This window comes from Geodermatophilus sp. URMC 61 (assembly GCF_052931555.1).
Window position 1 is genome coordinate 2,420,303 of the sequence record NZ_JBRFHZ010000002.1, and the last position, 24,977, is coordinate 2,445,279.

The following is a 24,977-nucleotide window of genomic DNA, read 5'->3' on the forward strand; positions in this document are numbered from 1 at the left end:
AACACAAGTCACTCTCTACAGGCATGACCTCCCCCACACTGCTGACCCGGCCGGCCAGCACCCGTCCGGCCTGGCTGGTGCCGGTGCTGTGCTGGCTGATCGTCGTCTTCGACGGCTACGACCTGATCGTCTACGGGACGACGCTCCCTCTCCTGCAGGAGGAGCCCGGGTGGGGCCTCACCGCATCGGCCGCAGGGTTCATCGGCAGCCTGGCGTTCGCGGGGATGCTCGTGGGCGCCCTGGCGGCCGGCTCCCTGGCCGACCGGCTCGGCCGGCGCCGCACCATCCTGTGGTCGACGCTGTGGTTCTCCCTGTTCACCGGCTTGTGCGCCTTCGCACCCGGGCCGGAGGTCTTCGGCCTCTTCCGGTTCCTCGCCGGACTGGGCCTGGGCGGACTGGTGCCCTCCGCGAACGCCCTGACGGCGGAGTTCGTCAAGGTCCGAGGCCGGTCGGCGGTCGCCACCTTCATGATGTCCGGCGTTCCCATCGGCGGGTGCGCCGCGGCCCTGCTGGGCCTGTGGCTGCTGCCCGCCTACGGCTGGCGGGCGATGTACGCGGTGGCGTTCCTTGCCGTCCTCGTCCTGCTGCCGCTGTGCGTGGCGGTGCTCCCCGAGTCACCGGTCTGGCTGCGGGCCCACGGCCGCGTCGCCGAGGCGGAGCGCGTCGAGTCCACCTACGGGATCGCCCCCGCCGCCGAGGACCGGCCGGCCGAGCACGCCAGCTCGGGGCTGCGCGCGCTGTTCGCTGTGCGGTGGGCGGCCGCCACGGCGCTGTTCGCCCTGGCCACGGTCTTCACCCTGTTCGCCTGGTACGGCCTCGGGACCTGGCTGCCCAAGCTGATGGCCTCCGACGCCCGCTTCGACATGGGCGCGCCGCTGTCGTTCCTGCTCGCTCTCAACATCGGCGCGGTGGCGGGATCGTTCGTCACCGCCTGGGCGGGCACGCGGTTCGGCCCGCTGCGCAGCGCGATCGGGGCGGCCGCCGCCGCCGCGGTCGGCCTGGCCTTCCTGCTCACCTACCCGTCGAGCACCCTGCCGATCTACGCCGCCCTCATCCTCGCCGGCGTCGGCACCCACGGCACCCAGTGCCTGGTCATCGCCGCCGTCGCCGGCCACTACCCGCCCCGACTGCGCGGCACGGCGCTCGGCTTCGCGCTCGGCACCGGCCGCATCGGTGCCGTGCTGGCCCCCCAGGTCGGCGGCTGGCTGCTGGACGCCCGGCTCGGGGTCGGCAGCAACTTCCTCGCCTTCTCGCTGGCCGCCGCAGCAGCGGCCGTCCTGCTCGTCGTCACCGCGGTGACCACCCGGCCGGCCACCCGCGCCCCGGTCGCCGTCCTCGCCCACTGACCCCCACCCCTCGGAAGGAGCACCCCATGACCCAGCAGCTGACCTCGCCGGTCTCCCTGACCGCCGTCGACTCCCCCGACCAGCCCACCCCCACGCCCGAGCTCGAGGAGCTGTACCGCGGCTTCGAGCAGGAGCTGCTGGTCCCGCTGTGGACCGAGATCGGTGACCTCATGCCGGCCCACCCGCGCTCCCGGGCCGTGCCGCACGTGTGGCGCTGGCAGAACCTGCTGCGGCTGGCCGACCAGGCCGGCTCGCTGGTCCCGGTCGGGCGCGGCGGTGAGCGCCGGGCGATCGCGCTGGCCAACCCGGCGCTGGGCGGCCGGCCCTTCGCCACCCCCACGCTGTGGGCCGCGATCCAGTACCTGATGCCGGGCGAGGACGCCCCCGAGCACCGGCACACCCAGCACGCCTTCCGCTTCGTCGTCGAGGGCGAGGGCGTGTGGACCGTCGTCGGCGGCGACCCGGTGCCGATGAACCGCGGCGACTTCCTCCCGCAGGCGGGCTGGAACTGGCACGCCCACCACAACGCCGCGAACCGGCCGATGGCCTGGATCGACGGCCTGGACATCCCGTTCCAGTACGGCACCGAGTCGCAGTTCTTCGAGTTCGGCCGCGACCAGATCAGCGAGCAGGAGAGGACCACGCCGGAGCGCTCCCGCGCGCAGCGGCTGTGGGGCCACCCCGGCCTGCGCCCGGTGTCCGCGCCCGGCGCGACGCCGGGCACGCCGCTGCTGAACTACCGGTGGGCCGACACCGACGCCGCGCTGACCGACCAGCTGCAGCTGGAGGCCGAGGGGTTCCCCGCGGTCGTCGAGCCCGGGCACGCCGCCGTCCGCTACACCAACCCGACCACCGCCGGCGACGTCCTGCCGACCATCCGGGCGGAGGTGCACCGCGTCCGCCGCGGCACCGAGACCGCGCCGCGCCGTGAGGCCGGCTCCTCGGTGTACCAGGTGTTCGACGGCAGCGGCACGGTGACCGTGGGCGAGGCCTCCTGGCGGGTCGAGCGCGGCGACCTGTTCGTCGTCCCCTCCTGGCAGCCGCTGTCGGTCCGGTCGGAGGCCGGCACCACCGACTCCGACTCCGGCGCCCTGGACCTCTTCCGGTTCAGCGACACCCCCGTCTTCGAGGCCCTGCACCTCGACCGCGTCTCCGTGGAGGCAACCCGATGAAGCTGGCCACCATCCGCACCCTCGACGGTGCCACCCGCGCCGTCCGGGTCGACGACGAGCAGCTCGTCGACCTCGGGGCCGCCGATCTCGGCGCCTACCTCGCCGAGCCGGGCTGGGAGGAGCGCGCCGCCGCCGCGACCGGGGAGGTGTCCCACTCCCGGGGGGCGGCGTTCGCCCCGGTCGTCCCCCGGCCGGGCAAGATCGTCTGCGTCGGGCTCAACTACCGCAACCACATCCTGGAGATGGGCCGGGACCTGCCCGAGTACCCCACCCTGTTCAGCAAGTACGCGGACACCCTCGTCGGCGCGAACGACGACATCGTCAAGCCGCCGGAGACCGGCGCGTTCGACTGGGAGTGCGAACTCGCGGTGGTCATCGGCGCCCCGGTGCGCCGGGCGCGCGGCGCCGACGCCGAACGCGCCATCGCCGGGTTCTCCGTGCTCAACGACGTGACCTGCCGGGACTGGCAGTTCCGCACCCGCGAGTGGCTGCAGGGCAAGAACTGGGAGGCCACCACCCCCCTGGGTCCCTACCTGGTCACCCCGGACGAGCTGCCCGGGGGCGTCCGCCCCGCGCTGGACATCAGCACGCGGATCGACGGCGAGACGGTGCAGGAGGACACCACCGGCGACCTGCTGTTCGACCCGGTCGCGCTGGTCGAGTACGTCTCCACGATGACCACGCTCCGCCCGGGCGACCTTCTCGCCACCGGTACGCCCGGCGGCGTCGGCCACGCCCGCACGCCGGCCCGCTACCTGCAGGTCGGGCAGCACCTGACCACCGAGATCAGCGGCCTGGGCCGGTGCGAGAACCCGGTCGTCGCCGACCTCGGGGTGGGATGACCGTGCACGACGTGGCCACGACCCGGCGGTGGATGGACCAGGGCACCCGGATCTTCTCCGGGGCGCTCGCCCGCACCCGTGACGACGCACTCGCCGGCCCCACCGCCCTGCCCGGCTGGACCGGCCGCCACCTGGTGGCCCACGTGGCCGCCAACGCCGAGGCGCTGCTGAACCTGGCGCACTGGGCGCGTACCGGCGAGGAGACGCCGATGTACTCCTCCCCCGGCCAGCGGGATGCCGACATCGCGGCCGGCGCCCGGCGGGCCCCGGGCGAGCTGCGCCGGGAGGCGGAGGAGTCCGCCTCCCGGCTCGCCGCCGCCCTGGACCGGCTGACCGACGAGCAGTGGTCCCGGACCATCCGCACCGCGCAGGGCCGGCAGGTCCCGGCGAGCGAGATCCCGTGGCTGCGGGCCCGCGAGGTCATGGTCCACGCGGTCGACCTCGACCCGGCCCTCTCCATGGGGAACCTGCCCGAGGAGTTCCTCCTCGCCCTCGCCGACGACGTCGTCGCGAAGCGCTCGGGCACCGACTGTCCGGCGCTCGTGCTCACCACCGCCGACGGTCGGCACACCTGGAAGGTGCCCGGACGCGGCGAGCCCACCGAACTGCACGGATCCCTCGGCGCCGTCGTCACCCATCTCACCGGCCGCCCCGGAGCCGACGTCACGGCTCCGTCCGGCGCCGTCCCCGACCTCCCGCCATGGCTCTAGACCCAGCCCCCGAAGGAGTTCCCATGAGCACCACCAGCAGCGACGTCGACGTCCTGATCGTCGGCGGTGGCATCGGCGGACTGGCCAACGCCCTCGCCCTCACCCGGAAGGGCCTGCGGGTCCGCCTCCTCGAGCGCGCCCCCGCGTTCGGTGAGGTGGGCGCCGGCCTGCAGATCGCCCCCAACTGCACCCGGATCCTGGACTCCTGGGGCCTGCTGCCCGAGGTCCTGTCCCACGGTGTGCAGCCGCAGAACCTCGTCATGAAGGACGCCGTCGACGGCACGGTGCTCACCCGGCTCGACCTCGCCGACGCCCGCGAGCGCTACGGCTCTCCCTACGTGGTCATCCACCGCAGCGACCTGCACGGCATCCTGCTGCGGGCCTGCCGCCGCGCCGGCGTGGACCTGGTCAACGACGTCCACGTCACCGGCTACGAGCACGTGCCGGACGGCGTGGCCGTGATCCACGGCGGCGGCCGGGAGGTCGCGCCTGTCGTCCTCGCCGCCGACGGCCTCAACTCCGTCGCGCGCAGGATGATCAGCGCCGACCAACCGGTCAGCTCCGCGTACGTCGCCTACCGCGGCGCCATCCCCGCCGAGCAGGTCGAGCGGATGGACGTCTCGATGAGCGACGTCGTGGTCTACGTCGGCCCGCAGTGCCACTTCGTGCAGTACCCGCTGCGGCAGGGCGAGATGTTCAACCAGGTGGCCGTCTTCCAGTCGCCGAAGGCCCTCGCGGGTGAGGAGGACTGGGGCACCCCCGACGAGCTGGACGCCGCCTTCGCCGGCACCTGCCAGCAGGTCCGGGCCGGCCTGCCGCTGATGTGGCGGGACAAGTGGTGGCGGATGTACGACCGCGACCCGATCCCGAACTGGGTCCAGGGCCGCCTGGCGCTGACCGGCGACGCCGCCCACCCGCCGCTGCAGTACCTGGCGCAGGGCGCGGTCATGGCCATCGAGGACGCCTGGGTCCTGTCCGAGCACGTCGGCTCCCGGCTGGCCGCGGGACACCTGGAGTGGGACGCCGCGCTCGCCGCCTACAACGCCGTCCGGCCGGAGCACTGCCGGCGCGTGCAGAGCACCGCCCGGGCCTGGGGCGAGCTCTGGCACCTCACCGACGCGGAGCGGGACGCACGCAACGCCGCGCTCCGGCGGCGGGACGTGCACGACTACGGCTTCGTCGACTGGCTCTACGGCCCCACCGCGCTCACCTCGGACCAGGAGCCGCCGATGTTCACCCCGCAGCCGCTACCGGTACCCGTCGGCGCCTGACCCACGGGACTCGGGCCCTCCACCTGACGTCCGCCCCCGGGCGCTGCGATCTCGGGGGCGCGAGCAACCGTCACCCCCGGCTGCTGGCCGCGGTCCCGGCCGTCCGGCTGCTCCACGGACGCGGCGGCCGCCCTGCTCCACCCTCGCCCCGAGGAGGACGTCGATCTGCGGACCGTCGTCCTCCTCGGGCGGTCGCCTCCTCGACCGACGCGGCCGCGGTCTTCGCCGTCGTGCGGACCCTGCCGCTGCGGCGGGACCTGCGCGCCACCCTCGAGAGGGGGTCGGGCTCCGGCGACTCCCTGGTCGTCGTCCTGGTGGCGCTGGTCGTGTCCTCGGCTGGGAGCGGCCCGATCGGTGCTGGCGCTCGGCCAGGTGCTCCACCAGCGCCTGGCCGGCGCCGCCGTGGGCCCGTGCGTGGCCCGGCTCGGGGAGCGTGGCCCGGCGGGTGAGCAGCCACCTCCCGGACGTGCGAGCGGTCCGCTCCGTCGGCAACCGCACGGCGCGAGGACGCGGCGTCGAGCGCCGTCACGACGTTCGCGGGGTGCGTCGGTGTCGGGGCTCCGACGACGGGTGCCCCTCACCGTCGAGGCGGACGTCCCGGATCGCCGAGGGTGCGGACGGCCTGACACCGCCGGTCAGCAGCGACCGGTAGCGCCACAACAGCCAACCGAGCACGGTGGCGACGGCGATGGCCAGGCCGGCGCTGAGGGCTCCGACGAGAACCAGCAGGACGGCGATCCGGCTGCCGACGACGACCGCGACGGGGACGTCCGCCGGCTCCCCGGAGCGTGGCCGCCGGACCGTCAGGTCGGGCACCGGACGGGCAGGCTCCTCCGCCTCCTCCGCCTCCTCCGCGTATCGACGCCGGATCTCGTCCCAGGCTCGCTGTTCGTCGTGACTGAGCACCGGCCACCTCCTGCTGGCCCCCAGCTTGCCGGGAGCCGGGCGGGTGCACGAGGGGTCTCACCGGTCAGGGTCAGCCCGCCGACGTTGCCAGGTGTCGGCAACCGCGGCCCGGAGCAGGGCGGTCGTCCCCGCGCCGCTCGGGGCAGCGACGCCACCGACCCTTCATCGGGTCCGGCCGGGTCCTCCAGGCACCGGGCGCCCGCTGACCGGCCGGACGCACTCCGTCCTCGCTGTCGGCGTGGTCGGGAACGTGGCCGCCGGAGGCGGGCATGGCGGGTTCGGGATCGGTGAGCGGGCGCTGACCTCGGGCAGCGTGCGGGCGGGGACCACGCCGGCCGCCCCGAGCAGCGCCGGGAAGACCAGCGCGATCTCAGCGCCCAGCAGGGCCAGGACGCTGGAGATTGCGCCGGCCCCGAGCAGCAGCGCGCCCATCGCCGTGTTGGCCACGGCCACGTACCCGGTGCGGCGGTCTCCTCCTGCCATGTCGACGACGTACGTCTTGCGGGCCACCCGCACCCCGGTGTGGGTCAGCGCCAGCAGCAGGTAGACCGCGGGGTGGAGCAGCACCCACCCGTGCGCCCCGGGGACGGCGAGCAGCGCGAGGAACGCGAGGATGACGGCGGAGGCGGTGGCGGCACCCCGGATCATCACCTGCCGGCTCGAGCGGTCGGCCCAGCGGCCGAAGAGGCGCCCGCCCACGAGGCTCGCCACCCCCGACGCGATGACGAACGCGCCCAGCCCGCGCAGCCCGCCGCCGTGCGCGGCGGCGATGGCGACGACGAAGGGTGGGCGGCGCCCGCACGGGTCCACGCCCACGTGGACGCCGCCCGCGCGCTGAGCGCCCGGCCGCTTCGTCCGCCCTCCGTGCTTCCCGTCCGTCGGCCGCTCCCGTGAGCGGCTCCGCGCGCGAGCGCTGCGCCGGCACCCTCCCGTCGGGCCCTCAGGCGGGCCGGCAGACGCAGCCTCGGGCGATGGCCGCGGCCAGGGTGGCTCGGCAGAACCGCAGCGCGATGGCGTCATGGTCGACGACCGGGTGCGAGCAGACGTCGCAACGCGGGTCGTCCACGGACCGGGGGGTGACCTCCGGAGGCTGCTCCTGCTGGCCGGTACGGGAGGCGGTCGACGCTGAGGCCGGCATGGTGACTCCTTCGCGAACGGGAGGAGGGCGGTGATCGCTCACGTCCCAGCGCGGCGCTGGGGGGTGAGTACCTCGCGATCGGCACCGCGGGGGATGACCCGACCGATCTCGAGATCCGGGATGACGAACACCTCCAGCCGCACCGGATCGCCCGACAGCAACTCGTTCACGTCGGGTCCCCATCTCCGCAACGACTGTCCGTGGGTGGTTCACCAGTTCGCCGGCGGATCGCTGGCGGGAAAGGACTGCCTCCCCCATTCTTCGACGATGTCGATCAGCCGACGGCCCTGCCCGGCCCTGTTGGTCGGCCCGGGCGTGAGGATGTCGCTGGGGGCGGCCTGAAGGTCCACCTCTGCGATCCGGGGGGCCTCCAGCTCGTGGTCTCTGGAGAGCGTGAGGTGCACGTCGGGTCTCCCTTCACTCCGGGTATTGCCTCCCCAGCGTGCCGCCGGCCGTCCGGGTCACCCACGGCTCCGTTCGGTCGATTCGGATACGTCATGACTGCCGGTGCCCGGCAAGATGCGGCACATCGCCCGCCCCGGGACGCGTTCGCGGGACGGCCGGACACCGCGCCTTACCGGCCGCTGACCTGCTCAGGTTGCCGATGTCCGGCAAGCAGCCTGTGCCCAGCTCGTCCCACGGACGACGTCGAGAGCCCGACCATCTCCGCGCAGACTCCGGGTGGAGCGCACGGGAGCAACGGCGAAGGGGAGGCACGATGAGCTCCTTGGTCCATCTCGGTCGAGCGGCCATCACCCGAGCGGAGTTGGCAGCGCCCAAGGAACTGGAGGCAGTGCGCGGCACCCCGATCGCTGCAGAGGACCCCGAGTGGCGTGCGAGGACCGCCGTCGACGTGATGACCCGCTCTCCCGTGACGGTGGACCGGTGTGCCTCGATGTGGACCGCCTGGGACCGGCTGCACGGGTCGCGCACCCAGCACCTGGTCGTCGTCGATGACCGCCAGCGCCCGGTCGGGGTGCTCGATGAGCGCACCATCGCCCTGGAGTGGCCGCCGGGACCGCTCGGGGTTGCACCGGACTCCGGTGCACACGCTGCTGCGCGACCGTGCCCGGCCCCGGGTACGCGGCGGCGACGACGTGGCGGCGGTGGCCCGGACCATGCTGGGCGCCCGGGCCGACGCGGTACCCGTGGTCGACCGGGACGGACGGTCGTTCGGCCTGATCACGCTGTGGCACTTCGCCGAACTGGCCGCGGGCGGCGGCCGGGAAGAGCCGCCGGGAGGATCCGCGGCGCGGCCGACGGGCGGGGGGTGACCGCGGTGGGTCACGCCGCGATCATCGTCGCGGAGCGCAAGGCCCTGCTCGCGCGGACCGAGTTCCTCGTCCGCGAGTTCCATCCCGTCCTGGCGGCCGGGACCGTCATCCGCGCGGTGACCCGCTGCCGCGCCGAGCTGCTGCGCGCCGGGGTGCGCCGCGGACTGGCCGGCGCCACCGATGCCCGGGTGCGCGCGCAGCTCGGCCGGACCACTGCGGACGTCGATCGCGGCTGCGTGGGCGGCGACTCCCCCGTGGCCGGCACTGCCGTCCCTGACCCACGGGAGTGCAGGGGAACGTCGTGACCAGCCGGATGCGCCGGGCCGGGCTGACCATCCTCAGCCGCCGTGACCGTCCTGGCCGTGAGCGTGGGAACCGCGTCGGCCGACGCGCCGATGGGCCCCTCGGCGGCCGCTGGTCCCGGTGACGGCGCACCGCCCGGCCTGGCCGCCACCGCGGTGGGCGTGGGCCTGGCCGGCCTGGTCGTCGGCGTGGCCCTGGGGCTGGCCGTCCAGCGGCGCGTGGACGCGGGGGCTGACCGCCCCGAACCGGGGGCTGCCCGGGTGGCTGACGAGCCCGTGCAACGCACCCGGTCCGGGCGTGGCGTGCGGCCCGGCCCGCTTTCCCGGACGCCGGGGCCGGTCAGGGTTCGGGGGGCAACTGCGTCGCGGGCCAGTCGAGCAGCCGTGCGCCCAGCACGGCCGCGTGCAGCGAGAACCGCTGGTCGGGCTGGGAGATGCGGTACCCGGTGAGCTGGGCGACCCGGGCCAAGCGGTAGGTGACCGTGCGGACCGAGACGTGCAGCCGGCGGGCCGCCTCGGTCGCGACCTCGCCGGCGTTGAAGTACTCCTGCAGGGTCTCCAGTAGCACCTCCGCGCCGCCGCGCACCTGGTCCAGGGGTGTGAGCACGTCGCGGACCAGGTCGACGATGGCCGCCTGATCACGGCCCAGCACCCGGTAGACGAGCAGGTCGCGGGCGTGCACGACGTCGGTGTCCAGGCCGAGCCGGTCGGCGAAGGTCAGGGCCTCGAGGGCCTCCTCGTACGAGCGGGCGACGCCGTAGGCGCCGGGGAAGGCGCGTCCGGCCGCCACGCGCCAGCGGCCGGCGAGTTTCCGCTGGCGCAGTGCCTGCTGGAGCACCGTCCCCACGTCGACGCCCTCCGGTAGGGCGAAGGCCGGGGCGGAGCCACCCGGGACGACGACGACCACGCGACCGTCCTTCGTGGCCACCAGCACCTCCCGGTCACCGAACCGCTCGACCACCGCACGCTCCAGCGCGATCGCCGCACGCTCGGCCGCCCCAACGCCGTCGCACGGTGCGACCAGCGCGACGTGGTGGGGCTTGCCGAGGTCGATGCCGAACGGCTCGGCGCGCTCCACCAGCCGGGAGACGTCGGCGTCACCGCGCAGCAGGTCGTCGACGAACTCGGCCCGCTGCGCCTCCTCGTGGCGGATCATGTCCCGCCGCTCGGCCTGGTGACCGTCGACCAGCACGCCGATGGCGTCGTCGAGCACCCGCAGCACCGCCTCGGCGGCGCGGCGGACCTTCTCCGGATCGGAAGAGCGGACGACCACGGGCAGCTGCCGCCACAGCCGCCACGCGGCGGACAGGTAGAGATCCACCGCGCGGCGGGCGCCGACCCCCTGCGCGGCCGCGCGCCGTCCGAGCTCGCGGACGGCGTCGAGCTCGAAGTCGTCCGGTCGTCGGCCGTTGATGGCGGCATCGGCCAGCATCGGCAGGTACCCGCCGAGCAGCTCCACCGGTGCCCTGCAGGCGTTCGCCGCCGAGGCCGCGACCGAGGCCAGCCAGTCGTCGGCGGCTGATGGCGTCGTCGGCCGGCCGGGACGCACCCCTGGCTCGTTGCGGGTCATGTTCCCTCCTCACGTCGTTGCCGACGATCGGCAAGGACAGTCTGCCTCAGCTGACCGACGGCGCCCGTGGTGCCGAACCCCGCCCGGCGGCACGGTCGAAGCCAGTCCAGGAGGTGGGCAGTGCTCAGCAGGCGGGAGCAGCGGATCCGGGACGACGTCCAGCGGTTCTGGCAGAGGAGGTCGGGGAGCCGTCCCGCGCCGCGCCGCCCGCGCCCAGCCACGGGAGACGGGCGTCGCGCGGCCCGGCGGACCTGCCGGCCCCGGTGGTCGCCGGCGCCTGGATCACGATCGTGCTGGGCCTCTTCGGGAGCCGGCCGTCGGCGTCGCCACTGCGCTCAGGTGGGCGCTGTGGCGCAGCTGCAGCTGCCCGCAGCTGAGCACGCAGGGCGCACCGAAGACCCCGCCAAGCAGCAGCAGGACCGAGTGCCCGTGCGGTCCGGCAGCAGTCCTGCTCGACAGGCCGAAGGAACAGATCAGCTGGTGGTCGGCTCCCGGGGACCGGGTGGGTTCTCGCGGCTGCTCATCGGGTCGGTCAGCCGTCGGGGCGTGCACCAGGCGCGCTGCCCGGTGACCGTGGTGCCGCCCCGCCCTCTGACGACTGCACCGCCGAGCCCGTGCCCACTCGAACCCCGAGCTAGGCGTTGATCTCGCCGGTCCCGTCGCGGACGGTCGCACCAGCGGCGGCGAGCGCAGCCTCCTGCTCACGGCCGTGGTGGGCGCAGAAGACCAGGTCGTTGCCGCTGGGGAGCACAGCGCGGATGAAGGCCTGCGCGCCGCAGGCACCGCGGCCGGTCCTGCCGTTGGGGCCGCCCACGACGGCGGCTGCGTCGCAGCGGTCGGTGAGCGTCAGAGGGGCGGCGGGCGCAGGGAACGTGACGTCGTCGTGCATGGTGGCAATCGGCACCTGGTTCCTCCGGTTGGTTCTCGATCGGTTCAGGTCATCGGTGGCCGGTGGCGCCGGCTCGCCGTGCCGGCGCGGGCTCGCCGGGCGACCGCTCGACGGTGATCGCCTCAGCGGTCTCCGGCAGCCGCTCGAGACGCACGGCGCCGCGGCATTCGCGGCGCAGCCGGACGAACCTGCGGATGACGTCGAGGACGAACACCGGCCGGCCGCGCACCGTCAGGCGGTCGGATCGACCGCAGATACCGACGGCGTGGTACCGCTGTCACCGCGCAGCGCGGCGAAGGCGCCCCCGCCCCCATCACCGTGTCCGCTGTGCGTGACTGCTCAGCACGGTCACCTCCTGCTGAGCCCGACCATGCCCTCCGGAAACGACGGCCGGCCAGGGACGCCGTCGGCCAGTTGGCGCACGCCGGCATTGCCGATCGCAGGCAACAACCGTGGGGACGGTCAGCCGGATTGCCGAGGCAACCCACAGGCCATCGGCAGCGCGCGATCCCCGAGCAGTCCGGCGGGCTGGCGACGGGGGACGACTGGCTGGCTCGGTCACGGCGTCGGCGGCCGCGCCTGTTCCCGAGCGCGAGCCCGGGAGCTCCCCGAGATCCCGTCCCGCCACACGGTTGCCGAGCGTCGGCAAGCGTGACCACGGCCAGTCGACCGGACGACACCGTGGGGGAACGGGCGGATGAGGACCATGCTGGGGGCACTCCCAGCGAAAGGTGGACGAATCGATGGAGCACGGTTTGGAGCGGCTCAGACGAGAGCTGGAAGGCCGCCGGCTGTCCGCCCTGCGCTCCACGCTCGGGCTGGCGGTCCCGTCCGCCGCCATCCACGCACTCGGCGGTGGAACGACCGGTGGAGCACCGCCCCGCACGGAGCCTCCAGCCCCGTGTCGCGACACCCCTCCCCGTGCGGCGTGACCTGAGCACAACGGACGGACTCCAGGAGTCCGACGCAGACGGAGCGGCCGGCGATGACCTCGTGGTGCCCGTCGACGAACTGGCTCCCACGGACTCCGGCACGGCCGGGGGGCGGTGGGGGTGCGAGCTGTCCGGACTGGTCAGGGGTTGCTGTCCGATGTAGTGACGGCGATCCGTACCGCGGGCCCGAGCCCGCCGTCGGAAACGAGCCCGGCCGCCCGAACCGGCCCGACGAGGACCAGCCGCAGTAGGCGGGGCTCACCGTCATCTGCTCCTGCGAGCAGTCGAACGGCTCCGTCGATCGTCGCCACCGGTTCCACGGCAGAGGCCGGGAATCCCCGGACCGCGATGGTGTTCAAGCGGTCACCAGCGACATCCGGAGGCCGCGATGACCGACTACGGGCACGAGCTGGAGTTCGGGTCGTTCATCACCCCGTCCAACGCCGATCCGCAGCACGCGGTGGCGCTCGCAGCGGCGTCCGAGCGGGCGGGGTTGGACCTGGTCACCTTCCAGGACCACCCGTACCAACCGCGCTTCCTCGACACCTGGACGCTGCTGTCCTACGTCGCCGCCCGCACGGAGCGGGTGCACCTGTCGCCCAACGTGCTCAACCTGCCACTGCGCCCGCCCGCCGTGGTCGCCCGCGCCGCGGCCAGCCTCGACCTGCTCAGTGGCGGTCGCTTCGAGCTGGGCCTCGGGTCCGGCGCCTTCTGGGACGCGATCGAGGCCATGGGCGGACGGCGGCTCGCGCCCGGCGAAGCGGTTGCATCGGTGCGCGACGCCATCGAGGTCATGCGCGGCATCTGGGACGTCGACGCGGGGAAGGTGCTGCGTGTCGACGGCGCCGTCCACTCGGTGCACGGAGCCAAGCGTGGGCCGCGACCTGCGCACACCATCAGCATCTGGCTGGGCGCCTACAAGCCGCGGATGCTCCGGCTCACCGGCGAGAAGGCCGACGGGTGGCTGCCCTCCCTCGGCGGCTGGGCGGGCCTGGACGACCTCGCAGCCGCCAACGCGCTGATCGACGAGGCAGCGACCGAGGCGGGACGGCGACCCGCAGACGTCCGGCGGCTGCTCAACATCGGCGCGCTCGGCGGCGAGCCGCGTGCCGACCTGCCGCCGACGCCGGTCGAGATGCTCACCACGCTGGCACTCGAGCACGGGTTCAGCACGTTCGTGCTGGCCAGCGACGACGCGGACGAGGTGGCTCGCTACGGCCTGGAGATCGCCCCTGCCGTCCGGGAGTCGGTGGCCGCCGGTCGCGCCCGGCCGTAGGACGCGACGGGCCGCCGTCGTCGGAGGCGTGACCGCGTCGCGGGCGGGACGTGGTGCGCCACCCGGGTCGACACCGGGGGACGGCGCTGGTGCTCGACCGGCCGCAGCAGCAGGTCGCCGCCCCGGGCGCGCCCCGTGGGGAGCGCTTCCGCTGCGGGACGCCGAGCGCGACGCCCAGTGCCTCGCGGAGGTCCACCTCGACGGCACGGCCTGCTTCCTCGCCCTGGTCACCCCGGACCGGCTGACCACCGGGGACGTCGGCGGCGCGGAACCGGTGGGGACGGAACACGCGGAAGGCATCCGATGTCCACCTCCGGCGGTCCCGAGGACCGCAGGGCCGACCGGTTCCTCCCGCTGTTCGCCGAGGCCGACCATCCCGAGGGCTGGCGCCGACGTCGACCTGGCTCACCGGTACGACGGCGTGGAGGGGACTGGGCCGCGTCAGTCCAGCGGCTGCGCGGCCGCCCACGGCACGTACTCGCGCAGCAGCGGCTCGACGACCACTGCGACGTCGACCTCGGGCAGCCTCGCGACCGGCAGACGGCGGGCGTTCACGATGCGCTCCTCTCGAGGTAGCCGGGGGCCGGCGCCACCGCCGTCTCGAGCCGGGCGGCCGAGCCTCCTCGCGCGCGCTCGGCGATCGAGACGAGTTCGTCGCGCGTGGGGCCTTCGGCCGTCGGCTGGCGCCAGCCGGTCTCGTAGACGGCGCGGGCCAGGGGCTCGGCGGCAGCCAGCGACGCCGGCAACGCGGTCATGGCCATGAAGCCGGCGACGTGGGCTTGGATCCGCGGGTCGGCTTGGGCAGCCGCGACGATGGCGGCCGAGGTCAGGGGCTGAGTGAGGTCGAGGTCGTGGCCTTGCCACCGGCGTACCGACTCGGCGTCGAAGTCGAGGTGGTCCTCGACCCACGGGAGGATCCACCTGTCACACCAGGCGCCGAACGGAGCAGCGATGCCGGCGGGGTCGGCGCCCGCGTCGAGCAACTCCAGGAGTGCGCCGATCTGCATGCTGGCCATGGCGAGCCCCCGGCCCGCCGTGGGCGCCGTGGTCGCGACCGCGTCACCGACGGCGACCAGACCGGGCCGACCGAGCTGCTGCCGGTAGATGTTGAGCAACCCGCCACCGACGATGACGCCGCTGGTGGGCGTGGCGAGACGGGCGTCGGTCCATTCGGCCAGCCCGGGGATCGCACGGCAGGCGGCGTCGAAGGCGCTCAGGTGACGGAGGGCGCCCAGGCCGACGTCGGCCCTGGGTCGGATGATCACGATCGAGACGTGGCCGTGTTCGTGAGGGAAGGCGTAGGCGTCGTACCCCTGGAACCGGGCGCTCCAGGCGAACGGCGTGGTCACAGCACCCGGCGTCACGCCCAGGTGCCGGCGGTAGGTGCGGGACACGTAGGCCATGCCGACGTCCCCGCGAATCCGCGGCGGCGGCGTCAGCCGGGAGAGGCGACCGCTCGCATCGACGACCAGGTCGGCGCTCACCGTCGACCCGTCGACGACCGCGCCCACGACCCGACCGTCCCGTTCGGCGAGGCCGTCGACGTGGCCGACCGCGACGGTGAGACCGTCGGACTCTGCCGCCGCCCGCCGGAGGGCTCGCTCGTAGGTGACGCGGCGGGACCGCACCCCGATCGCGGGGGTCCAGGCGCCGATCGTGGGCAGGTGGATCGGTTCTGCACCGAGGTCGAGCCACGCGTGCCACGCCTCGGGCCACTCGGCGAGCAGCAGGTCGCGCACCTGCGGGCGGAACCCGTGCGCCTGCTGGAACTGCATCACACCCCGGCGCCGCCACGAGCCGTCGGGTGGAGGGCCGGGGTCCCTGTCGACGGCCACGACGCGATGGCCGCGCCGGGCGAGGGCCGCGCCGAGGGTCAGGCCCGTGGGCCCGGCGCCGATGACGATGACGTCCATGGTTCCATCACCCGTTACACTGACGATGTGTTGATTACACTAGTAGTGCTGTCAAGTGGGTCGGCGGAGCCACGCGCATGACGGGCGGCGGCCGCCCGTACCGCTCCGCCCTCCGCGACGAGCAGTCGCAGGCCACGCGCCGGCGGATCGTCGACGCCGGAGCCTCGCTGTTCGTCGAGAGCGGCTATGTCCCGACCACGATCGACGCCATCGCCGAGCGTGCGGGGGTCAGCCGCAGGACCGTCTTCACCGCGGTCGGCGCGAAGGCCGCCGTGCTGAAGCTCGCCTTCGACTGGACGCTGGCCGGCGACGACGAACCGGTGGCCATCGCGGACCGGCCCGAGGTGCAGCGGATGATGCAGGGCGGGGACCCCGCGGAGCTGCTCGCCGCATGGATGGCCATGAACGCCGCCATCAACAGGCGGCTCGCCACGCTCCACCACGTCCTCGTCGTGGCAGCCGACGCCGACCCTGACGCTGCAGCCCTCCTCGCCACGACGGACGGCCAGCGGGCCGAGGGCGCTCGAGCTGTCATCGGCCGCGTCGCCGACCTCGGCGGGCTCCAGCCGGACCTCGATCCCGAACAGGCTGCCGCCATCGCCGACGTCCTGATCGATCCGACGCTCTACCAGCGCCTGGTGGGCACCTGGGGCTGGAGGTTCGAGACCTACGCCGGGCACCTGCAACGGACGGCGGCGATGTCACTGCTGGCGTAACGGCACGAGCGACGGGGGGCCGCCCGGAAGGAGCGCGCTCACTGCCCAGGTACAGCCCTCCTGGCACCCGGCCGAGCCGCCGGCGAACGCATCGTCGAGTCGGACGAGACGATCAGCGAGCCGAACCCGGGAAGGCCGGGGTCGGGTCGCCGAGGGCCCACCCGAGAACGGTGGGCGACATGCAACAGCCGCCACGTGGCCCATCGTCGACCCACGGCCGACCTGAGACGTCGCTCCCCGACCGAACTCGAACCCGTGACCCCGCGAGTCGACCGTGGTGGTGTCGGCAGGGATCGGTCACCGATGGACGTCGAGCTCAGCGGGGTTCCCCATCGCCGGACGCCATCGGCCGCCACCGGCTGCTGGGAGCGGTTCGTTGGTCCTAGGTTGGTCGCGTCGTCGCGGATCGGGGATCCCCCGGTCCGCGCCAGGTGCTCGACATGAGCTGGGAGGGACTGATGGCGACCAACCGGCCTGACCCGGGTGAGTTCCTCGAGTTGGCGCAGCGGATGCTGCGCGAGCTGTTCGGCGGCCCGCGGAGCGATGACGAGACGTGGGCGGAGGCGACGCGTCGTCCGCGCGAGCGCCCCGAGATCCCCCAGGGAAACCGCGAGCCCGGCGCCGAGTGGCAGCGCGAGAACCTCCCGTTCGCGCTCGTGACGCGCGCCGTCGAGGCGCTCGAGGACCTGGCCCTCAACGTCGCGGCGATCCGTCAGCGCCTCGAGCGCATGGACACGCAGGCCTCGGGAGCGCGGCCCGAGAGCGAGGACCGAGGCCCGGACGGAGCTGACGCCGCCGGTCAGTGACCCAGACCTCGATCGGACCGCAGCAGGCGGTGCCGAGGTCGGGCGCGTGCAGGGTCGCGGCGCGAAGGCCACCACGCCGGCGCCGCGACTCGCGGCGAGGTGCCCGGCTGGAGGACCGGTGCCGTCCCCCTCGACACCGACCGACTCCCTCCCCACCCGCATCGGGCCGAGTGGGGTGCACGGCCGCCCCCGGCTGAGGAGACGGCCCCTCCCGTTCCCTGCAGCAGGTCGGCCGGCTCGTATCGAACAGCGCGTGATGCCGCCGCAGCAGCTGCCACGATCCCCGACGTGCTCGGTATCGACCTCGACGTGATCCGGATGTTCCTGCACGTCCTCGCGGCGACCGTCTGGGTGGGCGGGCAGGTGGTCCTCGCGGCCCTGGTGCCGGTACTGCGTCGCACCGCGTCCGATGCTCCCCGCAACGCGGCGAGGGCCTTCAACCGGGTCGCCTGGCCGGCTTTCGCCGTCCTCGTCGCGACCGGGGTCTGGAACGTCCTGGCGGTCGGAGGCCAAGGGCGGGCATACCGCGTCACCCTGATCGTCAAGCTCGTCGCCGTGGCGGTCTCCGGAGTGACCGCCCTCCTCCACGCCCGCGCGAAGAGCCCAGCCGCCCTGGCCGTCTACGGTGCGCTGACCGGGCTGAGTGCGCTGGGCGCTCTCTTCCTCGGCGTGCTCCTGGCCGGCTGACCATCGGGCCCTGACCGGCTGCCGGCGCGGTCCCCCGGCTGGCGTGCTCCGGCGGGACCACGTCCGTGGTCATGCGGCCCGGTACGGCCTCATCCGGGCCGTGTTGCGGTACCGCTGGCCGTATGAGTCCCGGTGCCGGCGTATCGGGGCTTCGGCGGCCGGGCCGACATCTCCCTGTTGCCGCGATCGAACCGGACTGCGGACCATGATTGACGAGAACGTGACCGTGGACGAGTCGTCGGAGAGTGCGTGCTGGGCACTGCTCCGCACCACCAGCGTCGGGCGGCTGGCCGTCTGGGTGGATGACCATCCCGACGTCTTTCCGATCAACTTCGTGGTGGGCCACGGAACTGTCGTGTTCCGCTCCGGGGCCGGCACCAAGGTCTCCGCCGCATTGTCCGACTCGCCGGTGGCCCTGGAAGCAGACGGTCACGACGACGCGACCGCGAAGGCGTGGAGCGTCGTGGTCAAGGGAGATGCCGAAGAGATCAGCGGGGGCCAGGATCTGCTCGACACCGTCGACCCACCACCCTTCCCTTGGCCGGCGGGAGACGAGGGCCGGTCCATCCGGATCTCTCCGACGACCACCAGTGGCCGGCGTTTCCCGATCGCCGATCCCGGCTCGTGGCTGACGCCGCTGTCAGGCCTGACGCGCGCATCGACGGAGTGATCGACCGGCGATGCCGAGGCCACGGTCTGCTCACTCCGCTCGCCGGGGACGGATCACCGTCGAGCGTCCAGCGATGACTCCGCACCCTGGCTGATCGTGTGAGCCGGTCGTGCCCGCGGTGCGGCAGGACCGGGACGACGGCGGTGATCGCGCCGATGCGCCAGGGCAGGGGTCGGTGGCGCGCTCGCCGGACGGACGCGTCGCCCAGCCCGGGAGGAGGGCAGGGTGCGGCAGGCACCCCGCCCTCCTGCGGTGTGCTCAGCTGCCGGGCTGCCCGGCGTCCTGCTGGCCGATGCGCTGGTCGGCGAGGTCGCCGACCTTGTCGGTCTGCTGGTCGTACTTGCCGCCGGTCCTCTCGTCGGCCAACTGCTCGGCCTTGTCCAGCGCCTGATCGCTGCGCTGCTCGCCCTGCTCGCTGTCGAGTGCGTTCTTCGCCTTGTCCGCGAGGCCACCGGGATCCACGCCGGGCTCCTTCCGTCTGGGTGCGAGATTCCTCCTGCGTACCCGGCGGGGCAGCGGCGACCCCTCTCCGCCGCGTCAGTTCCTGTCCGCGCCACCGACCCGGCGCGCCCCGGCGTCGGCCGCACCTACGGGACGAGCGGAACACGCGGAAGGGCCGCCACGTGCTGGTGCGGCATCAACCGTCGTCCGTCGGTGAGGGGTCCCCTGGCCGGTCGACACTCCTGTCCGCGGACCGGTTCTGCATCCGGGCCTGGTACTGCGTCGCCGTGGCCCAGCGCTCGACGTGGGCCAGTCGCCGCCGCTCGAGTTCAGCGAGCCGGCTCTCGGGCGCCGCCACCACCAGGAAGTCGGCGTGGCGTTCCCAGACGTCGAGGCCCAGGGGCATGCCGAGCAGCTTCGCGACGCTGCTGCCGGCCTCCGGCGTCACGCGGGCGACCACCGGCTCATCGCCCTCGCCCGCGGTCACCGGCCCACGGCCGCGGCGGCACGTCCGGCCGCGGCGCCGCCGGTGGGTTCTGGACGGACCACGATCGGTCAGGCCTCCGGCCGCTCGAAGACGTGCTGGATGAACTCGAACGCCGCGGGGCGGTTCTCCTCCCAGCAGGGTCGGATCTCGCTGGCGGGCAGGATGAACCCGCCCTCCTCCGCGGAGGCCGGGCGCAGTTCGATGGTGAACGACACGGCGTCGTACTCGCCGTAGGTCCAGTCGGTGGTGTCACCCGCCGTCGGGTACAGCTCCGACGACTGCTGCGCGACGTAGGTCTTGCCGTGGACCTTCCGGATCAACTGCTCCATGTCCTGGGCGAGGTCCCGGTGCTCGGCGAAGTCGTTCGGGTCCTCGATCCGCTCGGCCGTGTAGCCCCACGGGTACAGGATCAGCTGCGAGTAGCTGTGGTAGCTGAGGACGCCGCTGAAGCGTTCCCGGGCGACGAGGTCCCGCACCGCGCGCACCTCGGGCTCGGAGAAGGCCCGCGGGCCGACGTAGGTCTGGTCGGACGGGACGTGGCTGGAGGTGCTGACGTCGAGCGTGCCCCACATGTAGCCGTAGTTGCGGTTGGGGTCGACGCCGATGCTGCCGTTCCGGTTCGGGCGCCGGTTCTTGCGCCACAGCCGGTCGCCGACGCGCGTGTACTCGTGGCCGTCCGGGTTGACCATCGGCGCCACCCAGACCTCGCCCTGCTGCAGCCACTGCTGGACGGGGTCGGCCGAGGAGTTCCCGAGGAGGTGCTCGGCCAGCAGGTAGGGGACCTCGACGGCCAGCCACTCGCGTGCGTGGTGACAGCCGAGGAAGGCGACCTTGCGCGTGCTCCCGCGGCGCTCGCCGATGCGCAGGGCCCACAGCGGGCGGCCCTCCACGCTGCGCCCGATCTCGTGCAGCTCGGCGATCTCCGGGTGCTCCTCGGCCAGGCGTCGCAGGTCCTGCTCCAGGCTCGCCACCGAGTGGTAGCCGGTCTCAGCCGCCTCGGTGGCGAAGGTCGACAGGTAGGGCTCGAGCATCTGCACCTGCTCGACGCCGTACCCCATCGCCTCCAGCCGGGCGGCCTGGGCCTCGTCCGCCTGCAGCACCAGGTGGTCGGGCTTGACCTCCCACACGTCCAGCCCGAGGGGTGCGGTGAGCAGCCGGGCGAGCGGCGCCCGCGGGCTCGTGGACGTGACTCTCGCGATCAGGCTTGCCATCGGGCCCTCCCGTGCTGGGGCATCGGCTGGTGTGGACTCGGCGCGCCGAGGACGACCGCGGCCGGTGCTCGGGTCGGCCGAGACCCAGCCGCTCCGTCTCCTCGAGGAGCCGCCCGACCACGTCAGGTGCGGACCGTTCGGTCCCGAAGGCTAGGCACGACCCGTCACAGCATCGTCACGCCCGTGTCACGGCCGTCGCGGTCGATGCGCCCGACGGATACCGCCGTGACGCGTCCGGCCTCTGCACCTCGAGCGCTCCGCCGCCATCGATCGCGCCGCGGACCGGCGCCGCGGGACGGACACCCCTCGTCGACCGCCTCGTCGGCAGCGGCCAGGCCCGATCGGCGCCCCGCGCGAGTCGCTCGCCGTCCGACGACGGGGCCACAGCCCTCCAGGGTCGGCGCCCGCCGAGAGGCCATTGTGTCGTCGGGCACACCCGGGTACCGTCGCACCACCAACTGACCTATCGGTCAGTAAATAACCCCCTCGGACGACGGCGGATCTCCATGTCCCTTCCCACACACGCCCCCCCTCGCACGCGCCAGCGGATGTCCTCGGAGGAGCGGAAGGTCCTCGCGGGCACCCTCGCCGGCACCACCATCGAGTGGTACGACTTCTTCATCTACGCCCAGGCGGCGAGCCTGGTCCTCGCCCCGCTCTTCCTGTCCCCCGTGAGCGAGGACTCCCCCGGGCTGGCCACCGTGCTGTCGCTGGCCACCATCGGCATCAGCTTCCTGTTCCGCCCGCTGGGGGCCATCGTGGCCGGGCGCTTCGGCGACCGGCTCGGCCGCAAGCGGATGCTGGTCTTCACGCTGCTGCTGATGGGCACGGCCACCGCACTCATCGGACTGCTGCCGACGTACGAGCAGATCGGCCTGGCCGCACCGGCCATCCTGATCCTGCTGCGGGTCCTGCAGGGATTCTCGGCCGGTGGTGAGTGGGGCGGCGCGGCGCTGATGTCGGTGGAGCACGCCCCGGTGGAGCGGCGCGGCCTGTTCGGCGCCTACCCGCAGATCGGTGTGCCGGTCGGCATGATCCTGGCGACCGGCGTGCTGTGGCTGCTGTCCACGGTGACCACTGCCGAGCAGTTCCAGTCCTGGGGCTGGCGCGTCCCCTTCCTGCTCTCGGTGGTGCTGATCCTCATCGGTTACCTGATCCGCCGCGCCGTGGAGGAGAGCCCGGTCTTCAAGGAGATGCGGCTGCGCAAGAAGGAGTCCTCCGCGCCGCTGCGCGATCTCTTCCGGCGCAACACCAAGCAGGTCGTGCTCAGCGCACTCATCTTCATCGCCAACAACGCCGCCGGGTACCTGCTGATCGCGTTCTTCATCGCCTACGCCAGCACCACCCTGGGCATGCCGCGACCCTCCGTCCTGCTGGCCACCACCCTGGCCTCCTTCGGCTGGCTCGTCTTCACGATGTACGGCGGTGCCCTCTCGGACCGGATCGGCCGGGTGCGCACGTTCCAGATCGGCTACGCCCTGGTCTTCGTCTGGATGATCCCGATGTTCCTGCTCATCGACACGGGCAACATCTGGCTCTACGGCGGCGCCCTGTTCCTGCTGACCGTCGGACTCGGGCTGTCGTACGGCCCGATGTCGGCGATGTACGCGGAGATGTTCCCCGTCGCGGTCCGCTACTCCGGCGTCTCGATCGGCTACGCCCTGGGCGCGATCCTCGGCGGCGCCTTCGCGCCGATGATCGCCGAGCTGCTCCTGCAGTCCACGGGGTGGTCGGGCTCGGTCGGCGTCTACATCATGGTGCTCTGCGTCATCTCCTTCGCCGCGGTGACCGCCGCCGGGGAGACCCGCGGGAGGAACCTGCGGGTGGCCGAGGCCCACGAGGAGTACCTGCGCGCGCACCCGGACGCGGCCGGGGCGCTCGACGTCCGACCCTGACGCGCCATCCGGCGCACGTCCGGGGCGCGAGGAGCCGGCACCGGTGGGCCGGCGGCCGAGCAGTCGCCGCACCCGCCCACGAGGAAGCTGCGTCCTCGCGCCACCGGGCCCCCCACCCGCCGGTGACACAGGTCGCCGCAGGCCCACCCGTGCACCGCGTCCGTCGTCCCGACCCGGCGACGTGGCTCCACGGCCGTCGACCGCCACGTCGCCTCGGACGCGATCGGCTGTGGCGGCCGTCACGGGGCGTTGCTTCCACAGGGGCGCAGCCGCCACGCCGTGTCCAGCCCAGTGCAGTGCAGTGCCGTACCCGGCGAGCCGGAGGAGCGACGATGTCCCACGAGAACACCGAGGTCTACCTCGTCGACGGGGTGCGGACCCCGCAGGGGAGGTACGGAGGCGCCCTGGCGTCCGTCCGCCCCGACGACCTCGCCGCCCTGGTGGTCGGCGAGGCGCTGCGCCGGTCCGGCGCTCCCGCAGAGGCGGTCGAGGAGGTCGTCCTGGGTGCTGCGAACCAGGCGGGCGAGGACAACCGCGACGTCGCCCGCATGGCCGTGCTGCTCGCCGGCCTCCCGGACACGGTGCCCGGCTACACCACCAACCGGCTCTGCGCCTCCGGGCTGACCGCGACGGCGTCGGCAGCAGCGTCCATCCGGGCCGGTGACCTGGACCTGGCCATCGCCGGCGGGGTGGAGTCGATGACCCGCGCCCCGTGGGTGATGGCCAAGCCCGGCATGCCGTGGCCCAAGCCGGGCGAGGTGGCGGACACCGCGCTCGGCTGGCGGTTCACCAATCCCCGGTTCGCCGCCCACGACCGGGCGGTCGAGCACCCCGAGGACCCGCGCACCCGCAAGATCACGCTGTCGATGGGCGAGACGGCCGAGGAGGTCGCCGCCCTCGACGGCCTCACCCGCGAGGAGTGCGACGCCTTCGCGGTCCGCAGCCACGAGCGGGCGGTCGCCGCCCAGGACGCCGGCCGGTTCCACCGGGAGATCGTCCCGGTTCCCCTGCGCGGGAAGAAGGGGACCGTCGAGGTGACCACGGACGAGGGTCCCCGTCGGGGCTCGACCATGGAGACCCTCGGCAGGCTCGAGCCGGTGTTCAGGCCGGGCGGGGTCGTCACCGCCGGGAACAGCTCGCCGCTGTCGGACGGCGCCTCGGCCCTCGTGCTGGCCAGCGGCGCGGCGGTCGAGCGGCACGGGCTGACCCCGCGGGCACGGATCGTGGCCAGCGCCAGCGCCGGTGTCGCCCCCAACGTGATGGGGCTGGGGCCGGTCCCGGCGACGGAGAAGGCCCTGGCCAGGGCGGGCTGGACCGTCGACGACCTGGACGCCGTCGAGCTCAACGAGGCCTTCGCCGCCCAGTCGATCGGTGTGCTGCGCCGGTTGAAGCTCGACGAGCAGATCACCAACGCCGACGGTGGTGCGACCGCCCTCGGCCACCCGCTCGGCTGCTCGGGGGCCCGCCTGCTGGTGACCCTGCTCGGCCGGCTCGAGCGGGAGGGCGGCCGCCGCGGTCTGGCCACCCTGTGCGTCGGCGTCGGTCAGGGCGTCGCGATGCTCGTGGAGACGGTGTGAGCGAGCTCACCAGTGGGCACGGCACCGCCGGGCCTGTACCCGACGAGCTGGGGGCAGCTCCCGCTCGCGGGGACCAGCGAGGAGGACACATGACCGCCGTCCCGGCCCGGGTGGGCGTCATCGGAGGCGGCCGCATGGGCGCCGGGATCGCGCAGGTCTTCCTGGTGGCCGGCGCCCGGGTCGCGGTCGTGGAGGCCGGCGGGGAGGCCGCCGCGGCCGCCCGCGGGCGCGTCGCCCACGGTCTGGAGGAGGCCGCCCGGCGAGGGAAGCTCGACCTCGAGGTGGCCACGGTCCTGGACCGGCTGACCGTGGTGGGCTCGCCTGCCGAGCTGGACCGGGAGACCGGGCTGGTCGTCGAGGCCGTCCCCGAGCAGGCCGACCTCAAGGCCCAGGTGCTGCGGGCCGCCGAGGCAGCCGTCGCTCCCGACGCCGTGCTGGCCACCAACACCAGCTCGCTGTCCGTCACCGAGCTGGCCTCCGCCCTGGAGCGCCCGACCCGGTTCCTCGGCCTGCACTTCTTCAACCCCGTGCCGGCGTCGAAGCTCGTGGAGGTGGTGGTCGCGCCGGAGACGGACCCGCAGCTCGTCGGGACGGCCGGCGGCTGGGTGCGCGCCCTGGGCAAGACCGACGTCGTGGTGAAGGACTCCCCCGGCTTCGCCTCCTCCCGGCTCGGCGTGCTCCTGGGGCTGGAGGCCATCCGGATGCTCGAGGAGGGGGTCGCGGACGCCGAGGCCATCGACACCGCCATGGAGCTGGGTTACCGCCATCCCATGGGACCGCTGCGCTCCACCGACCTCGTCGGCCTCGACGTCCGGCTGGCGATCGCCGAGTACCTGCACCGGACCCTCGGCGAGCGGTTCGCCCCGCCGCAACTGCTCCGCGACAAGGTCGCCGCCGGCGAGCTCGGCCGCAAGACCGGTCGCGGGTTCCACACCTACACCTGATC

The 24,977-nt window shown here is 73.8% G+C and carries 28 protein-coding genes; 16 read left to right on the forward strand and 12 right to left on the reverse strand.

The window, feature by feature from the left end; all coding sequences use genetic code 11:
- The first annotated feature begins 23 nt into the window (after window positions 1-23).
- The 5 genes from ACU610_RS11075 to ACU610_RS11095 are packed head-to-tail and all read left to right on the forward strand — an operon-like array spanning window position 24 to window position 5,341.
- Window positions 24-1,346, forward strand: a complete 1,323-nt coding sequence (locus ACU610_RS11075) for an MFS transporter (RefSeq protein WP_446767764.1) — start codon at window positions 24-26, stop codon at window positions 1,344-1,346.
- Window positions 1,347-1,372: 26 nt separating this feature from the next.
- The gene (locus tag ACU610_RS11080) at window positions 1,373-2,518 is read left to right on the forward strand and encodes a cupin domain-containing protein (RefSeq protein WP_446767765.1); all 1,146 of its coding nucleotides are present in this window, start codon (window positions 1,373-1,375) and stop codon (window positions 2,516-2,518) included.
- Window positions 2,515-3,360 (forward strand): fumarylacetoacetate hydrolase family protein, encoded by an 846-nt coding sequence (locus ACU610_RS11085; protein ID WP_446767766.1) that lies wholly within the window; start codon window positions 2,515-2,517, stop codon window positions 3,358-3,360. The genes ACU610_RS11080 and ACU610_RS11085 overlap by 4 nt, the downstream gene beginning before the upstream one ends.
- Window positions 3,361-3,371: 11 nt before the next feature.
- Complete coding sequence (locus tag ACU610_RS11090) at window positions 3,372-4,070, forward strand: maleylpyruvate isomerase family mycothiol-dependent enzyme (RefSeq protein WP_446767767.1); 699 nt, start codon at window positions 3,372-3,374, stop codon at window positions 4,068-4,070.
- A gap of 23 nt (window positions 4,071-4,093) precedes the next feature.
- A complete protein-coding gene (locus tag ACU610_RS11095) occupies window positions 4,094-5,341 on the forward strand; it encodes an FAD-dependent oxidoreductase (RefSeq protein WP_446767768.1) in 1,248 nt (415 codons plus the stop codon).
- A 525-nt stretch (window positions 5,342-5,866) separates the two neighbouring features.
- Here ACU610_RS11095 and ACU610_RS11100 read toward each other — a convergent pair.
- From ACU610_RS11100 to ACU610_RS11120, 5 genes are all read right to left on the reverse strand, one after another.
- Window positions 5,867-6,157: a hypothetical protein gene (locus ACU610_RS11100; protein ID WP_446767769.1), complete on the reverse strand. Its 291-nt coding sequence runs from the start codon at window positions 6,155-6,157 to the stop codon at window positions 5,867-5,869.
- Between the two features lie 252 nt (window positions 6,158-6,409).
- Window positions 6,410-7,063 (reverse strand): hypothetical protein, encoded by a 654-nt coding sequence (locus ACU610_RS11105; RefSeq protein ID WP_446767770.1) that lies wholly within the window; start codon window positions 7,061-7,063, stop codon window positions 6,410-6,412.
- A gap of 124 nt (window positions 7,064-7,187) precedes the next feature.
- On the reverse strand, window positions 7,188-7,385 hold the full coding sequence (locus ACU610_RS11110; RefSeq protein ID WP_446767771.1) for an RGCVC family protein: 198 nt from the start codon (window positions 7,383-7,385) through the stop codon (window positions 7,188-7,190).
- Between the two features lie 38 nt (window positions 7,386-7,423).
- Entirely contained in the window at window positions 7,424-7,555 is a 132-nt protein-coding gene (locus ACU610_RS11115; protein WP_446767772.1) for a hypothetical protein, read from the reverse strand.
- Between the two features lie 39 nt (window positions 7,556-7,594).
- The gene (locus ACU610_RS11120) at window positions 7,595-7,789 is read right to left on the reverse strand and encodes a hypothetical protein (RefSeq protein ID WP_446767773.1); all 195 of its coding nucleotides are present in this window, start codon (window positions 7,787-7,789) and stop codon (window positions 7,595-7,597) included.
- A 579-nt stretch (window positions 7,790-8,368) separates the two neighbouring features.
- Between ACU610_RS11120 and ACU610_RS11125 the strand changes: the two genes are divergently transcribed.
- Together ACU610_RS11125 and ACU610_RS11130 are read left to right on the forward strand one after the other, a co-directional pair.
- Entirely contained in the window at window positions 8,369-8,659 is a 291-nt protein-coding gene (locus ACU610_RS11125; RefSeq protein ID WP_446770773.1) for a hypothetical protein, read from the forward strand.
- On the forward strand, window positions 8,656-8,964 hold the full coding sequence (locus ACU610_RS11130; protein ID WP_446770774.1) for a hypothetical protein: 309 nt from the start codon (window positions 8,656-8,658) through the stop codon (window positions 8,962-8,964). Before ACU610_RS11125 ends, ACU610_RS11130 begins: the two co-directional genes overlap by 4 nt.
- A gap of 337 nt (window positions 8,965-9,301) precedes the next feature.
- Here ACU610_RS11130 and ACU610_RS11135 read toward each other — a convergent pair whose 3' ends face one another.
- A complete protein-coding gene (locus tag ACU610_RS11135) occupies window positions 9,302-10,531 on the reverse strand; it encodes a PucR family transcriptional regulator (protein ID WP_446767774.1) in 1,230 nt (409 codons plus the stop codon).
- 348 nt (window positions 10,532-10,879) lie between these two features.
- On the opposite strand from ACU610_RS11135, the gene ACU610_RS11140 reads away from it, so the two are divergent.
- Window positions 10,880-11,176 carry a universal stress protein gene (locus tag ACU610_RS11140; protein WP_446767775.1) on the forward strand — a complete coding sequence of 99 codons (297 nt, stop codon included), beginning with the start codon at window positions 10,880-10,882 and terminating at the stop codon, window positions 11,174-11,176.
- Here ACU610_RS11140 and ACU610_RS11145 read toward each other — a convergent pair.
- Window positions 11,166-11,435 (reverse strand): DUF7455 domain-containing protein, encoded by a 270-nt coding sequence (locus ACU610_RS11145; RefSeq protein ID WP_446767776.1) that lies wholly within the window; start codon window positions 11,433-11,435, stop codon window positions 11,166-11,168. The two genes, ACU610_RS11140 and ACU610_RS11145, sit on opposite strands and share 11 nt — an antisense overlap.
- A gap of 34 nt (window positions 11,436-11,469) precedes the next feature.
- Window positions 11,470-11,649, reverse strand: coding sequence for a hypothetical protein (locus tag ACU610_RS11150; RefSeq protein ID WP_446767777.1), 180 nt, complete (start codon window positions 11,647-11,649; stop codon window positions 11,470-11,472).
- Between the two features lie 1,091 nt (window positions 11,650-12,740).
- Here ACU610_RS11150 and ACU610_RS11155 point away from each other — a divergent pair.
- Window positions 12,741-13,628, forward strand: coding sequence for an LLM class flavin-dependent oxidoreductase (locus tag ACU610_RS11155; RefSeq protein WP_446767778.1), 888 nt, complete (start codon window positions 12,741-12,743; stop codon window positions 13,626-13,628).
- A 551-nt stretch (window positions 13,629-14,179) separates the two neighbouring features.
- On the opposite strand, the gene ACU610_RS11160 is transcribed toward ACU610_RS11155, so the two are convergent.
- A complete protein-coding gene (locus tag ACU610_RS11160; RefSeq protein ID WP_446767779.1) occupies window positions 14,180-15,541 on the reverse strand; it encodes an FAD-dependent oxidoreductase in 1,362 nt (453 codons plus the stop codon).
- Between the two features lie 77 nt (window positions 15,542-15,618).
- On the opposite strand from ACU610_RS11160, the gene ACU610_RS11165 reads away from it, so the two are divergent.
- The 4 genes from ACU610_RS11165 (at window position 15,619) to ACU610_RS11180 (ending at window position 18,420) form a co-directional block, all read left to right on the forward strand.
- Window positions 15,619-16,257 (forward strand): TetR/AcrR family transcriptional regulator, encoded by a 639-nt coding sequence (locus ACU610_RS11165; protein WP_446767780.1) that lies wholly within the window; start codon window positions 15,619-15,621, stop codon window positions 16,255-16,257.
- Window positions 16,258-16,697: 440 nt separating this feature from the next.
- A complete protein-coding gene (locus ACU610_RS11170) occupies window positions 16,698-17,063 on the forward strand; it encodes a hypothetical protein (RefSeq protein ID WP_446767781.1) in 366 nt (121 codons plus the stop codon).
- A gap of 288 nt (window positions 17,064-17,351) precedes the next feature.
- A complete protein-coding gene (locus ACU610_RS11175) occupies window positions 17,352-17,750 on the forward strand; it encodes a hypothetical protein (protein WP_446767782.1) in 399 nt (132 codons plus the stop codon).
- A gap of 205 nt (window positions 17,751-17,955) precedes the next feature.
- Complete coding sequence (locus ACU610_RS11180; RefSeq protein ID WP_446767783.1) at window positions 17,956-18,420, forward strand: pyridoxamine 5'-phosphate oxidase family protein; 465 nt, start codon at window positions 17,956-17,958, stop codon at window positions 18,418-18,420.
- Between the two features lie 258 nt (window positions 18,421-18,678).
- Here ACU610_RS11180 and ACU610_RS11185 read toward each other — a convergent pair whose 3' ends face one another.
- The 3 genes from ACU610_RS11185 to ACU610_RS11195 form a co-directional block, all read right to left on the reverse strand.
- Window positions 18,679-18,882 carry an antitoxin gene (locus ACU610_RS11185; RefSeq protein WP_446767784.1) on the reverse strand — a complete coding sequence of 68 codons (204 nt, stop codon included), beginning with the start codon at window positions 18,880-18,882 and terminating at the stop codon, window positions 18,679-18,681.
- A 175-nt stretch (window positions 18,883-19,057) separates the two neighbouring features.
- Window positions 19,058-19,348 carry a hypothetical protein gene (locus ACU610_RS11190; RefSeq protein ID WP_446767785.1) on the reverse strand — a complete coding sequence of 97 codons (291 nt, stop codon included), beginning with the start codon at window positions 19,346-19,348 and terminating at the stop codon, window positions 19,058-19,060.
- 68 nt (window positions 19,349-19,416) lie between these two features.
- Window positions 19,417-20,559 carry a M14 family metallopeptidase gene (locus ACU610_RS11195; protein WP_446767786.1) on the reverse strand — a complete coding sequence of 381 codons (1,143 nt, stop codon included), beginning with the start codon at window positions 20,557-20,559 and terminating at the stop codon, window positions 19,417-19,419.
- A gap of 548 nt (window positions 20,560-21,107) precedes the next feature.
- Between ACU610_RS11195 and ACU610_RS11200 the strand changes: the two genes are divergently transcribed.
- The 3 genes from ACU610_RS11200 (at window position 21,108) to ACU610_RS11210 (ending at window position 24,975) form a co-directional block, all read left to right on the forward strand.
- Entirely contained in the window at window positions 21,108-22,454 is a 1,347-nt protein-coding gene (locus ACU610_RS11200; protein ID WP_446767787.1) for an MFS transporter, read from the forward strand.
- 332 nt (window positions 22,455-22,786) lie between these two features.
- Entirely contained in the window at window positions 22,787-24,031 is a 1,245-nt protein-coding gene (locus tag ACU610_RS11205; protein ID WP_446767788.1) for a thiolase family protein, read from the forward strand.
- Between the two features lie 89 nt (window positions 24,032-24,120).
- Window positions 24,121-24,975, forward strand: coding sequence for a 3-hydroxyacyl-CoA dehydrogenase family protein (locus ACU610_RS11210; RefSeq protein ID WP_446767789.1), 855 nt, complete (start codon window positions 24,121-24,123; stop codon window positions 24,973-24,975).
- Window positions 24,976-24,977 lie beyond the last annotated feature (2 nt).

Coding starts and splice junctions, on each gene's coding strand:
- ACU610_RS11180 (WP_446767783.1), top strand. CDS start 17,956: ATGATTGACGAGAACGTGACCGTGGACGAGTCGTCGGAGAGTGCGTGC.
- ACU610_RS11205 (WP_446767788.1), top strand. CDS start 22,787: ATGTCCCACGAGAACACCGAGGTCTACCTCGTCGACGGGGTGCGGACC.
- ACU610_RS11195 (WP_446767786.1), bottom strand. CDS start 20,559: ATGGCAAGCCTGATCGCGAGAGTCACGTCCACGAGCCCGCGGGCGCCG.
- ACU610_RS11125 (WP_446770773.1), top strand. CDS start 8,369: ATGAGCGCACCATCGCCCTGGAGTGGCCGCCGGGACCGCTCGGGGTTG.
- ACU610_RS11160 (WP_446767779.1), bottom strand. CDS start 15,541: ATGGACGTCATCGTCATCGGCGCCGGGCCCACGGGCCTGACCCTCGGC.
- ACU610_RS11075 (WP_446767764.1), top strand. CDS start 24: ATGACCTCCCCCACACTGCTGACCCGGCCGGCCAGCACCCGTCCGGCC.
- ACU610_RS11085 (WP_446767766.1), top strand. CDS start 2,515: ATGAAGCTGGCCACCATCCGCACCCTCGACGGTGCCACCCGCGCCGTC.
- ACU610_RS11095 (WP_446767768.1), top strand. CDS start 4,094: ATGAGCACCACCAGCAGCGACGTCGACGTCCTGATCGTCGGCGGTGGC.
- ACU610_RS11165 (WP_446767780.1), top strand. CDS start 15,619: ATGACGGGCGGCGGCCGCCCGTACCGCTCCGCCCTCCGCGACGAGCAG.
- ACU610_RS11170 (WP_446767781.1), top strand. CDS start 16,698: ATGAGCTGGGAGGGACTGATGGCGACCAACCGGCCTGACCCGGGTGAG.
- ACU610_RS11155 (WP_446767778.1), top strand. CDS start 12,741: ATGACCGACTACGGGCACGAGCTGGAGTTCGGGTCGTTCATCACCCCG.
- ACU610_RS11135 (WP_446767774.1), bottom strand. CDS start 10,531: ATGACCCGCAACGAGCCAGGGGTGCGTCCCGGCCGGCCGACGACGCCA.
- ACU610_RS11110 (WP_446767771.1), bottom strand. CDS start 7,385: ATGCCGGCCTCAGCGTCGACCGCCTCCCGTACCGGCCAGCAGGAGCAG.
- ACU610_RS11080 (WP_446767765.1), top strand. CDS start 1,373: ATGACCCAGCAGCTGACCTCGCCGGTCTCCCTGACCGCCGTCGACTCC.
- ACU610_RS11210 (WP_446767789.1), top strand. CDS start 24,121: ATGACCGCCGTCCCGGCCCGGGTGGGCGTCATCGGAGGCGGCCGCATG.
- ACU610_RS11200 (WP_446767787.1), top strand. CDS start 21,108: ATGTCCTCGGAGGAGCGGAAGGTCCTCGCGGGCACCCTCGCCGGCACC.